The sequence below is a fragment of the Pseudomonas helleri genome (genome assembly GCF_001043025.1).
Taxonomy (GTDB): domain Bacteria; phylum Pseudomonadota; class Gammaproteobacteria; order Pseudomonadales; family Pseudomonadaceae; genus Aquipseudomonas; species Aquipseudomonas helleri.
In genome coordinates, this window is record NZ_JYLD01000006.1 from 323,939 (window position 1) to 336,668 (window position 12,730).

At 56.1% G+C, this 12,730-nt stretch carries 9 protein-coding genes; 5 read left to right on the forward strand and 4 right to left on the reverse strand.

Translation table 11 applies throughout. The features are described from left to right. Positions 1-3 precede the first annotated feature (3 nt). Positions 4-519 (reverse strand): DUF1440 domain-containing protein, encoded by a 516-nt coding sequence (locus TU84_RS12480; protein ID WP_048369374.1) that lies wholly within the window; start codon positions 517-519, stop codon positions 4-6. A gap of 212 nt (positions 520-731) precedes the next feature. Here TU84_RS12480 and TU84_RS12485 point away from each other — a divergent pair, with 212 nt between their 5' ends. Further along, a complete protein-coding gene (locus tag TU84_RS12485) occupies positions 732-1,175 on the forward strand; it encodes a hypothetical protein (protein WP_048369375.1) in 444 nt (147 codons plus the stop codon). 59 nt (positions 1,176-1,234) lie between these two features. Next, the gene (locus TU84_RS12490; RefSeq protein ID WP_048369376.1) at positions 1,235-1,717 is read left to right on the forward strand and encodes a DUF2867 domain-containing protein; all 483 of its coding nucleotides are present in this window, start codon (positions 1,235-1,237) and stop codon (positions 1,715-1,717) included. A gap of 59 nt (positions 1,718-1,776) precedes the next feature. On the opposite strand, the gene TU84_RS12495 is transcribed toward TU84_RS12490, so the two are convergent. Then, positions 1,777-2,960 (reverse strand): IS3 family transposase gene (locus TU84_RS12495; RefSeq protein ID WP_206541195.1). Its coding sequence is split into 2 segments (ribosomal slippage): positions 1,777-2,696 and positions 2,696-2,960, totalling 1,185 coding nucleotides; the frame shifts between segments, so codons are not numbered across the junction. Positions 2,961-3,049: 89 nt separating this feature from the next. Then, complete coding sequence (locus tag TU84_RS12505) at positions 3,050-4,357, reverse strand: DUF2002 family protein (RefSeq protein WP_053225227.1); 1,308 nt, start codon at positions 4,355-4,357, stop codon at positions 3,050-3,052. Between the two features lie 211 nt (positions 4,358-4,568). On the opposite strand from TU84_RS12505, the gene TU84_RS12510 reads away from it, so the two are divergent. Continuing rightward, a complete protein-coding gene (locus tag TU84_RS12510; RefSeq protein ID WP_228393816.1) occupies positions 4,569-4,736 on the forward strand; it encodes a ribbon-helix-helix domain-containing protein in 168 nt (55 codons plus the stop codon). 294 nt (positions 4,737-5,030) lie between these two features. Here the strand turns inward: TU84_RS12510 and TU84_RS12515 are convergent, their stop codons facing one another. After that, complete coding sequence (locus TU84_RS12515) at positions 5,031-5,309, reverse strand: hypothetical protein (protein WP_053225228.1); 279 nt, start codon at positions 5,307-5,309, stop codon at positions 5,031-5,033. Between the two features lie 1,013 nt (positions 5,310-6,322). On the opposite strand from TU84_RS12515, the gene TU84_RS12520 reads away from it, so the two are divergent. Beyond that, entirely contained in the window at positions 6,323-9,070 is a 2,748-nt protein-coding gene (locus TU84_RS12520) for a type VI secretion system Vgr family protein (RefSeq protein WP_053225229.1), read from the forward strand. Continuing rightward, positions 9,067-12,730, forward strand: a 3,664-nt coding sequence (locus TU84_RS12525; protein ID WP_048369380.1) for a DUF6531 domain-containing protein, incomplete at its 3' end; no start/stop codon positions are given. The genes TU84_RS12520 and TU84_RS12525, both read left to right, overlap by 4 nt.

Below are 12,730 nucleotides of genomic sequence, written 5' to 3' on the forward strand. Positions count from 1 at the left end.
AATTTATAACTGATTGCGTGGAATGCTGTAGCGACGGTCACGCCTGACCGCCTCAATCGTCCAAATCCAGAACGCCGTGCCGACAAACTCCGAGATCAGCGCTTGCGAGCCCGCCAGCCACAACCACCCCGAAAGCCCCAACAACGGAACGACCAGACCGTGGGCAAACACCGAAACACCCACCCCAAAACCAACACCGTGCAGCAATCTTGCTCGGGGTAAAAACTCCACCGCCACGCAATAAATAATCGCCATCACGATTGAAAACAGGATGTGAACACCATTACCACCCCAGTTGATGCTGTACCCCATCCACTCATAGGTCATGAGGTCCACGTTAAAACCGAGCTTTTCCAGAAGCACGACCGGCGGCGGCGTGGTACTGAGGGTTCTGGGCGGAATTAAAGTCTCAAAGCCCGACTTCACCAGCGCCGATATAACGCCAGCCACTATGCCGGCCCAAATAGCCAGCTCTATGTTTCTTTCTGATTTGGGTCTCACTGCCAATAACGTTGACATTAAATAACTCCATATCCTTATCGAGTAACGTGCAGTACTGCCTTTATTAATACGCACACACCTGCACAGAGGATGACTGTAGTCGATGTTTTTTTCCTTTGCCTAATCATGACGCCTGCAAAGAGCTGAGCCAGAGTGAAGCCAGCCTGGCAGGAGCGAGCTACAATCCTGCTACCTCTTAGGCTGAGTGTCTGTTACCGGAGCCCTGCGACATGTCAGATACCAATATCGATAAATTCAATGACTTGGCTGGCAAAATTTTTGCCGAGCTGTACGAGCACTTCCCGATCCCCTACGACCTCGTCGCAAAAAAACTGGCGACGCCCACCTTCACCTCTGAAGGCAACGACCTGTGCCTGCTGGAGCTGCCCGCGAGCGACGCTGATTTTTTTAATGCCACCGTCCGCTGGCTTATCGGCACCGGCTACCTGACCGGCGAAATATGCCCCGACGCCCAAGTTTCGGGAGCCGTCCTGACCTTAAAAGGCCTGGAAACCCTGAAATCAACGCCGCACTGCCTCACCCACGGGCTTTCAATCCGCCAGCGCCTGGCCGAAACCATGAAAGAAGGCAGCAAAGAAACACTCAAAAGCGTGCTGGCCGAAGAAATCGCCCTGGGCGCCAAACTCATTACCCCTGTGGTAGAAATTCTCTAGGGCGCGAAGGGCTTAAGACGTTGTGATAAATAAAATCAGCCCATCGGAAGGGAAATAGTTTGGCCATCACCTCCCCTGCACCCACACTGCGCGCGCCGTCCGAACTTGACTACTACCACATCAGATCGGTCCAACTCCCGGTGCACATCAGCCCGCTTGACGCCTGGAACATCATCACCGCCGACTCGGGGCTGCTCATGCGAACAGCGTTCCAGATAAGGGACGCGATCTCCGCAAAATTTGGCGTAAAACGGATCGGCGGCTTCACGGGCGCCGAGCGCAAAGACGTACACGTCGGCGATCATCTGGATTTCTTTCTGGTGGAGCACAGCGACCCGCAGATGCTGATCCTGACCGAACGCGACAGACACCTGGACGTGATGATCTGCATTTCAATCGCAGATCGCTTGCTCACCATTACTTCGTCGGTTGTCACCCATAACCTGTATGGGCGTATTTATATGGTGCCGGTGGGGGTGGCGCATAAGGTGATTGTGGGGAGTTATGTGAGGCGTTTGGCGCGGGTGGTTGGGGGTGGATAGGGGCGGGTTCGCGCTAGGGTTGCAGCCCGCCAGGAACATGAATGGACTCAATGTAGTGGTCAACTAATTCCGGACACCTCGCTAGGTTGTTTCCACGCCATCGCCCGTTCGTAATCGGTCGGTGGCAGATAACCCAGTTTTGAGTGCAATCGCTCGTTGTTGTAAAACCCAACGATGTATTCAGTGATGTCGCGTATCGCTTCGGCATGGTTGGCATAATCGCGCCGCCATACTCGCTCCATCTTCAAGCTCAGGAAGAAGCGCTCCATCACTGAGTTATCCCAGCAATTACCTTTACGGCTCATGCTTTGCTGCATGTCGTTTCGAGCCAGCAGCGCTCTGTAGCTCACGCTGGCGTATTGACTGCCGCGATCCGAGTGGGCGATCAGGCCCGGTGGCGGTTGGCGCTGAGCGATAGCTAGCTGCATTGCGCTGCACACCAATTCTGCTGGCATGTTGGGGGCCATCGACCACCCCACTACCTTGCGCGAGAACAAGTCCAACACCACCGCCAGATAGAGCCAGCCACTGCGAGTTCTAATGTAGGTGATATCCGCCACCCAGGCCTTGTTCACAGCCTCAGGCTCAAACTGGCGGTTCAACACATTCTCGGCAATCGGCAGATCATGTTTGCTATCGGTGGTGTGCACAAACTTACGTTTCCAGGCCGAGCGCAAGCCATTTGAACGCATCAGCCCGCGGATTTTATAAAGCCCCACTTCGATGCCCTGGGCCTGCAAAACCTTACGCAAGCGGCGACTACCGTAGCAGCCACCACTCGCAGAAAACGAGGCCTTGAGCTGCACAAGGACAGGACAACTCTTCTGAGCAGGCGCTTCAGCACGCTTCTGTGCTTCGTAGAAACCGGATCGACTGACGCTCAATAAACGACAGAGATACGCCACCGAATAAGCCTTCTGTTGCAGTTGCCGAACCAGTCGATACGTCACTTCAGCTCGCGGGCAAAGAAGGCCGTAGCCTTTTTTAAGACGTCATTATCCATCTTGAGCTGCCGGTTTTCTTGCTCCAACTGCCGGATGCGCTGTTGCTCAGCCGTCAACGGCTTACCAATCCCAGCCTGCCCCAATTGCTCGGCATCATGCTGCTGCACCCAGCGTCGTACAGCTGTTTCACCGATATTCTGATCTCGACAAACCTGTGGAACGGTCAGCCCTTGATCCTTGATCATCTTCACGATTTCCAGCTTGTAGCTGTCATCGAATGTTTTGCGTTTTTTAGTCATGGAGAGTTCCTCGATAGATGTATTTTCCACCTATCGAGGTGTCCGGGGAAATTAGACCACCACACAATTCATCAAATCCACCATTGCACTCAAGTCTTACAGCACCACTCTCGATGGGCTCTCACTGCAGCCATTGAGAGTTCAGGAGTATTCGCCACTCTAGCCCTAATCTTTTCGCCCGCGAGGGAAGCGTACTCAGAAGTGTCCAGGCTGGGTTTAAGCTGCAACTTGAGTTCCTCACACAAATAAATTAACCCTCTGTCCCACAGTGTATGGAGGTCACTGCGCAGTAGAAGTCCGTTACTAATATGATTGGTTTCTTTACCTAAGTAGGGCGTGACATGGGCAGCTTCAAGCACCTGCTGAACTGCAGAACCTGAGATAGCGCAACGTCCTTCATAGGCGGTAAGTAACCCACTGCGAAATGCACCCTGCCCTTGACGTAGAGTTATCTCTTTCAAGGTTCGTGTACGGTTATCTTCAACGCCGTCTGGCGAAAAAGTAGACGATTCGTTTGCAGCACTAATGGTGATACCGTCCTCTGAGAGAGTCGTGCTTTCAAGCGTAAAGAACCCTTTTTTCCACGAAATAACCTTTGCTAGCCCTAATACTCTATATGTCGTGACTTGTGGTTTCTTAGTAAGCTGCACAAGAACAGCCACAGGCACTCCATCCTCCTTACACCTATACAGCCCCTGATTGGTAAAAAGTTTTGTGGAACTCCCACGCGGGCTCTCCTCTTGAGCATAGGTATAGTGCCAACTTCCATTCTCTTGATAAACGGGCATTTGATCGCTGTAAGGACTGTCTAGCCTTTGACTAATCGACAACGCATAGTCAGATTCCTTTGGCTTGTAAATGCCTTTTGCTGAAATCGCAACAGTAGATGGTGCATTCTGGAGTTGCTCCCAAGTAAGCACTTGCCCTGTACGCTGTTCAAACCACGCTAGCAACTCTGAATGGGTAACACGCTGACTTTCGGGGGCAGAAACCTCGCCTGCAAATGAGAGCCTTCCTGCATCAACCAGTTCGTCAGTAAGCGACGGATACACAATCTTCAACAAACCAATTAACGAATTTTCAGACTCTAGCGATACGGGTATACCGTAGTGAATCAACTCCCCACCTTGATTTAAGCGCTTTGGAAACACGGTCATATTGCTATGGTGAATATACTCGCCCCCGACGCTCACACCGTTAACACTCTGAAGTTCAGAAACTCGCGCCGCCAAACCGGGATCAATTACCAGGGCAGATTTTCCTGAAATATTCTTCACATTTACGATCAGGTACTCGCCATGTTTATAACGCCAAATGCAGATCTTATCCGTATGGCTGACGACGGAAAATTTCAAATTTTCAAGAAACTGATTGATTTGCTGGGGCTTCAATTTCATTTTTGCTAACACTTAACAATAGTAGGAGCGCCCGCCGACACAGGCTTGAGATTTTACCTGCGACGATAGCAGAAATATCCTACAAATTGCCCAGCAATGTACTGTGATGAAGCGTCATGATTTTTAGAAGACACGAAGCAAACCGCAGACCCCGTAATTTCGATAGCGGTCAGGTGTTTTTTTAAGGATGGGGAGGCACGGTAAGCACATCATGTGCAGCACTCAACACTTCAGCATCACTTGGCCCAATCAGATGGGCGAGGCGGTGAAAGCCAAAGTTGCTACTGGTCAATACCCCACTGAAAACGAAGTCATTCGTGATGGCCTTCGAGCGCTGATGGCCCGTGATCGTGAAATGGAAGGCTGGCTGGTCGTCTAGGTAAAGCTACAGCTTACAACCAGACACCTTGGAGAATAGATCGCATCTCAGAGGATGATGCGTTGGCTACCAATGAATGAATTGTAGGCAAGCCAGCCGCTACTTTTACCTAGAAGCCACAGTACTAACCCTGAGCTAATCAGCACTGCGCTACAAAGATAGCCGAAAAAATTCAGCGGCATTTAAACTTACCAAGCACTCTCAAAAATTTGTCAGTGATTAACTCGTTGTGTTGAAGCTGGTTCGAACAACAAGCAGAGGCAGTTATACGCAAAGATACCATTACTGCTCAAATCAACCAAAAATCTTGCTAACCAACACTAGCAAAAAAAGCAAACTTATTAGCACGATTCCAGCCCACTGCAAAAAAACTAGCCTACGCTTGAGCTGCACTGGAAACCGTCTGATATCTTCAGCATCAACAGTTCCGCGCCTAATATATAAACCGGGAAACGTAACAACCCCTGAAACACTACCAACCAGCAGTAACTTACCCCAAAGCCCGCCCTGCTTAAATTTCGCCAAACTATCAATAAAAGAGCAGTTTCGTAAAAACCCCAACATCAAATCCATCTGAGTAAATCCAATTCGAAGCGCAAAAGCTATCCAAACAAACAAACAAACAGATAATTACTGCACCACATAGACAACCAATGACAAAGTCGACAGTACTTATTTCACGATCTCGTAGATCACATCCCCAGCCAACTCCCCAGCAATGCCTCCTACGATACCTAAAGCTAAAGAGCCAGCCCCCACAACCGTTACCCCGCATAACGCTGTAAGCCAAGTAAAATACATAAACCTGCTACGACAGCGACCCTTAAAAGTGAACCGGCAACGACGCCACCTCCCCCCACAAAAGTCTCCGTTTTCAACAGCCTCTACGATTTGTTGGTCACTCATTGGCCGACCGAACACATCAACATGAAATAAGTTAAGAGGCGTATGGGGCAAGTGCAAAGCACGCTCTACGTTCGCTTTTGCAAAAAATGGTGATTCTATATTTCTGAAGCTAATTCCAAGTCGTTCGCGATCTTGTCGACGAATAAGGCGCATGCAGTATTTTCCCTGATTAAGACCGACCGCGCCGATTGATGCTGGCCAACTTATTTGAAGAGCGCGGACTGTATCGGCCAGTTCTGCTAGAGATCTGTCAGATCTTTCCTTTAATTGGGGAAGTTTTATCTATTCCATGCCCGGCCCGATATGGTTTCACCTCATCGGCCACATCCTTGCTCAGCACCATTCAACAGGAAACCTGGGCCTTTACAGCGTGCAACACCAGGATGACCAGATGCTGCAAAAAATTGCCCAACAAACTGCTGACCCTACTCTTCTGGCGGGATAATTCGCTCACACCCGCCCCAAAATCTGCTGCCCTCACATGATTACCGCACCCGAATAATTCCCGTAAATAACTTAATTACGGAATCTTCCTACGCAATATAAGGAATACGGAAGAGGACGAACTCAAAAGTCATCTTTAAAGTTCATGACATTCAATCTAAGCCATTGCCTATAAACCGCAATCTGCGCACAGAGCAACTTAACTCTGCCCCCTGTGCACGCACTCAGGAGCAACTATGTCCCGTCCACAGGATGTGCGGTTTACCTTCAGTTCAACAGCCGACATTGCCTTTGAGGTGGTGTCATTTGAACTGAGCGAAGGTATCTCTGAACTTTTCTGTTTAAACGTTGAATTGATCAGTGAATCCGCCAATGCCGACTTCGCAACCCTGCTGGACAAACCCGCCACACTGACCCTCTTTCAGGGCGGTATGCCCGTGCGGTACGTACACGGCCTGATCAGCCAGTTCGAGCAAGGCAAGACCGGCTTTCGTCGCACCTGGTATCGCGCCCGTATCGAGCCCGAGTTGGCCCGCGCCAACCTGCAATCGGACTGGCGCATCTTTCAGCAGCGCAGCGTGCCGCAGATCCTCAAGCAGTTGTTCAAGGATCGCCACTGGGGCGCGTGTACCCAACGCCTGACCGAGCCCCATCAAACACGTGAATTCTGCGTTCAGGCAGGCGAGCTGGACCTGGCGTTTTATCAGCGCCTCGCCGCCGAAGAAGGTTTGCTGTCGATCTTCCAGCACAGTGAAGCCGGGCATTCGTTGATCCTGGCTGACCACATCGCCACCTTCGGCATTTTGCAGGATGAGCCGTTGGTGTACGCGCCCAACCCCGGCGGCGATCCCGCGCAACCGGCACTGCACAGTTTTACCTACCGCGAACAGGTACGGAGCAGCGAGCAGACCCAGCGCGATTACACCTTCACCCACCCTCGTTACAACCTGGAACAACAAGAACAGGCGATGCATCTGGACCATCAATCCAGCGGCTATGAACGCTACGACTACCCCGGTCGTTACAAACATGACAACGCCGGTAAACCCTTCACCCGCACCCGCCTGCTGGTCTTGCGCAGCGATGCGCGCACGGTTGAAGTGACGGGTGATGATGCACGGCTGGTGCCGGGTTTGGCCTTTGATCTGGTCGGCCACCCGCGTGAAGACATGAATATCGGTTGGCGCGCCGTGCACATCCACCACAGCGGGCAGCAGCACACCGCCCTGGAAGAAGAGTCCGCCGACAGCCGTGTCGGCACTCGCTACAACCTGACCGCCACACTGATCCCTGACACCCTGCAATGGCAGGCCCCGCTGCTGCCCAAGCCGTGTATCGAAGGCCCACAGATCGCCACGGTGGTCGGCCCGGCCAACGAAGAAGTCTATTGCGATGAGCATGCCCGGGTGCGTCTGCAGTTCCCTTGGGACCGCGAAGACCGCAACGATGACCGCAGCTCCTGCTGGGTGCGGGTGTGCCAGAGCTGGGCCGGGGCGGGTTGGGGGCATGTGGCGTTGCCCCGCATCGGCCAAGAGGTGCTGGTGGCGTTCCTGCACGGGGACCCCGACCAGCCGATGGTGATTGGCCGCAGTTACCACGCCATCAACCGCACGCCTTACAAACTCCCGGAATTCAAAGCCATCAGCCCGATCCGCAGCAAGGAGCTGCACGGCCAACGCCACAACGAACTGCGCCTTGATGACACCCATGGCCAAATCAGCGCCACGCTGATGACCGACCATCAGCACACAGCGCTGAACACGGGCTTCTTGACCCATCCGCGCCCCGATGGCGGAGCGCCTCGTGGCGAAGGCTTTGAATTGCGTACCGACGCCCACGGTGTGGTGCGGGCGGGCGGCGGCTTGTTGCTTACAACCCAGCTTCGCGCCCGCGCCGTCGCCCATCACACCGATCTGCCCGAATGCGCCGAGCAACTCAGCATTGCGCAGCAACATCACGCCACTTTTTCCCACCTGGCCCGCGACCATCTGGCCCAGGAAAGCGGCGATCAGGATGACGTCGCGCAGGCACTCAGTGACCAGCATGCGGCCATTCGCGGCACAGGCGGCAACCCGAGTGCCAACCAGTTCCCGGAGCTGAGCGAACCCTATCTGGTAATGCACAGCCCTGCCGGAATCGCCAGCAGCACGCCGCAATCCACCCACTTGACCAGCGGCGAACACCTGGCCCTGACCAGTGGCGGCCACACCAGCCTGGCCATCGGCAAACGCCTGCTGATCAGCGCCAGCCGCGGCGTGCGCACTTTCGTCCAAAGTATGGGCTGGCGACTGGTCGCGGCCTCCGGCGACATCGACATTCGCGCCCTCAAAGACAACATCAACCTGCTGGCCAAGCTCAACATCACCGCCACCGCCGAACGCATCACCCTCAGCGCCAAAGAAGAACTGGTGATCAAGGCCGCAGGCAGCACCACCACCTATAACGCCGGTGGCATCACCCACACCACTAGCGGCCAATACATCGCCCATGCCAGTAACTTTGCCTATAAAAACGCGCAAAGCCAGGCCGCGGCGTTTCCGCAAGACCTCAAAAGCGGTGCCGGGAATCTGGAGTTGCTTCAGCAGTATGCCAATGGGTTGGCGTTCAAGGGGGGCCAATACCAGGTAGAAGATGCTCTGGGGCAGGTGTTCAAAGGCGTGCTGGATGCCAATGGATTTGCAGCCGTGGCGGGGTTGGCGCCCGGCCCGGCCAACGTCCAGTTCAACAAAGACCCGGTTGATGTCTGGACCGATCCGGGTTTCCCCGGGCCCCATGAACAAATCGAAACCACCACCGCTGACACCACCCGCACCCACCTGCCGGTTCAGGCCCGAGCAGTGCTTGAGACAGTACTCAACACCCCACCGTCTAAAAACGCGCTGAAGGCAGCAGCCCTCAGCAAAATGCCCTCGTCGGTCAAAACCCTCGCGGGCAGCATCGATGCTTCCAGACAGCGGCCCGGCAACCCGGAGAAATCATCATGAATTCTCCTGCCACTCGCCCACGGCAATCGGCCAACAGCCCAATCAATACGGTTACCAAAGACGATATCGAGGCAAGCAAGGAAAAGCTCGACCAATGGCTGCGCAAGCTCACCAACGATACGGTCAGCTGGAACATGGTGCACGCCGCTGGCTCGGTTATTCCCGGGGTCGGTACAGTCTTTGCGGGGATTGATGCCATTGGCGATCTGCTCACGCTGATCGAAGGTGACCGCGAGGATTTCCTCACCTGGGTGAGCCTGGGTATCAATGTGGTCGGGTTGGTCTCGTTCCCCGGCGTCGGTCCTGCCCGGCTGGCGGTGCGCACCACGCTGTCCACGGTGCGCAAGAACGGTCTGGCGGCCATCTCAGCAGCCATGCTTACCGCCCTCGAAGAGAATCTCAACGACAAAACCCGAGGCGCACTCGAAGACTTTGCCGCCGCCATTCAAACCCGTCTCAGCGAGCTGTTGGCGAAAATCGCCGCCGAAATCAGCAAAGCTTGCGCCGCCTTCGCACAGATGCTCAGGAGCATCGCCAGCGATGACGGACAGAAGACGCTGGCAAACAAGGCCAAGAAAGCTTCTCTGTTCGCAGGCCCGCTGTTTGCCATTGGGGCGCATTTTTTAATCGACGACAGAGTGCTCTCCAAAAGCACCTGCCAAGAGCTGCTCAGCGTGGCCAAGAGTGCCGACGATATCGGCAAGCTGGCCGCGCAAAAGGTCACGTCGCTGGGCGATGCGGGAAAAATCGGCAGCATTGGCAATTTGATTGCCGAACTGGTCAGCGCCCTCGCCCGCCGCAAGCGCCGCGGCACCCAGCCAGCAAGCGTCGCACCACAACATGTCAACCACGCCCAGGCCTACACAGGCCAAGGGGGTATGGTGACTCAAAACACTCAACGTCACACCGACAGAGATCCCGGCTGCAAAAACAAAACCGCCTCCAGCACCGGCTGCAGTATCAGCTTCGCCACGGGTAGCGAAACCGTCGCACACGCTGACTTTTCCCTGCCCGGACCCTTCCCGGTTGAATGGGTGCGCACCTACCGTTCAAGCCTCGACGCCCTGGATCACGGCAGCCTCGGCGCACGCTGGATCACCCCCTTTACGACCCGCATCGCGGTCAACGACACAGGCCTGATCTACCTCGGTGCCGACGGGCGCAACCACCGCTATCCCAACCCCAAGCTCGGCAAACATCACTACGACGCCGTTGAAGGCGTACTGCTGGTTCGCAACTCAGCCACCACCCTGGTCATCGCCCGCGGCCACGACAACCAGGAACACTACCAGCAGTTGGGCGATCACTACGCCCTCAGTGAAATCACCCTGCGCGGCGGCGCCCGCGTCACCCTGCACTATGACCACCTGCACGCAGGCCAGGCGGTGCTGTCGGACCTGATCACCCACCAGGGCGACACCCCGCACCAGCACATTCACACCCAGCTCGACGACCACGGCCGCATCAACGCCCTGTGGCTGATGCACGAAGGCGCGCCCTTGCGCCAACTGGCGGGCTACGACTATGACGAACATGGCGATCTGCGCGCAGCCCGCGACGAAAACGCCGCGCAGTGGGCGTATCAATACCAACATCACCTGATCACCCGCTACACCGACCGCACCGGGCGTGGCATGAACCTGCAATGGCAAGGCGACGGTCCGGACGCCAAAGCCGTGCGCGAATGGGCCGACGACGGCAGCTACGACACCCGCCTGGAATGGGACGCCAATATCCGTCTCACCTACGTCACCGACGCCCTGGGTCAAGAGACCTGGCACTACTACGACATCCTCGGCTACACCTATCGCATCATTTACCCCGACGGCAACGAAGAATGGCTGTTTCGCGACGCCGCCAAAAACGTCACTCGTCATATCCACACCGACGGCAGCACCGATTCATATGCCTACGATGAGCGCGGCAACCTGCTGCAACACACCCGCGCCGACGGCAGCAGCATTCACCACGCCTACGACGACCAGGACCAGCGCTTCAAGACCCGCGATGCCGAAGGCGGCCTGTGGAAATACGACTACGACCCGCGCGGCAACATCATCGAAACCCTCGACCCGCTGGAGAACACAACCTGCTACGCCTACAACAGCGACAACCTGCCGGTGCTCATCACCGACGCCCTTGGCGGCAGCAAACACCTGGCCTACAACGCCGACGGCCAACTGACCCGCTACACCGACTGCTCGGGCAAAGTCAGCCAGTGGCAGTACAACGCCCTCGGCCAGCTCAGCCGTTTTACCGACGCTGCGGGCAACATCACCACCTACCATTACAGCGCCGGGCAACTGGTGCGCCTGACCCTGCCAGACAACACCGAAGAGCATTTCGAGCGCAACGCCGAAGGCCGCCTGCTCAGCCACACTGACGCCCTGCGCCAGCGCACCGTGTGGCACTACAACGAAGCCGGATTAATCCAGCAACGCCAGCAGGCCGACGGCAGCACCCTGGCCTACCGCTGGGACAAGCTCGGCCAATTACTGGAACTGCGTAACGAGAACAACAGCACAGCTACCTTCGCCTACGACCCGGCAGGCAAACTGCTGAGCGAAACCGGCTTCGACCGGCAAACCATTCACTACCAGTACGAAAACGGTAGCCAACAGCCGACCCATCGATCCGACGGCGACCGGGTCTGGCGATACGACTACGATCCGCTCGGCCGCCTGAGCGCCCGCCACGCCGCCTACCAGGGTGGCAAGCAATGGCAGACCGAAACCTTTGCCTACGACGGCAACGGCAACCTGCTGCTGGCCACCAACCCGACCTGCAAACTGCAGTGGTTTTACGATGCGGCGGGCAACAACACCCGCGAACATCAGCACCTGCACCTCTACGAACCCTGCCACGTCGCCATCTGGCAGCACGAGTACGACGCCCTCAACCAACGCATTGCCACCACCCGCCCCGACGGCCACCGGGTCAGTTGGCTGACCTACGGCAGTGGCCATTTGTTGGCAATGAAAGTCGACGACATCGAACTGCTCAGCTACCAGCGCGACGACCTGCATCGTGAAATCGTCCGCCACCAAGGCAACGGCCTGCAACAACGCCAGAGCTGGACGCCCAACGGCCAGTTACAGGAACAGACCGTAGCCCTTAGCGGCTCAAGCACGCGCCTGCTGGTGCGCAACTACCGCTATGACGACGCCGGTCAGTTGACCGACCTGCACGACAACCGCCGTGGCGACATCAACTACCGTTACGACCCGCTCGGCCGTTTGCTCGGGGCCAGCAGCCAGCACAAAGAAGAAACCTTCGCCTTCGACCCGGCCAGCAACCTGCTCGACCCCAAGGCCCCGCGCCGGCCCATCCACCACCCGCCGCCCAAGCTTCTCGACAACCTGCTGCGCGACTACGTCGGCCAGCACTACACCTACGACGCCCGTGGCAACCTGCTTGAACGCCTCGACAACGGCAAAAAAGCCCGCTTCACCTGGGATCTCTATGACCGCCTGACCCGCTACGAAGACGACCGCCTGACCGCCGACTTCGCCTACGACGCACTGGGGCGACGGGTAGCCAAATACTCCAAAGCCCACTGCCCGCCCAGCCCCGGCGCCGGCCCGGCGTGGATCGAGCAGCAACAGCGCACGCTCAACGCCCAATACGACTGCGGCCAAAACATCTACGGCTGGGACGGCT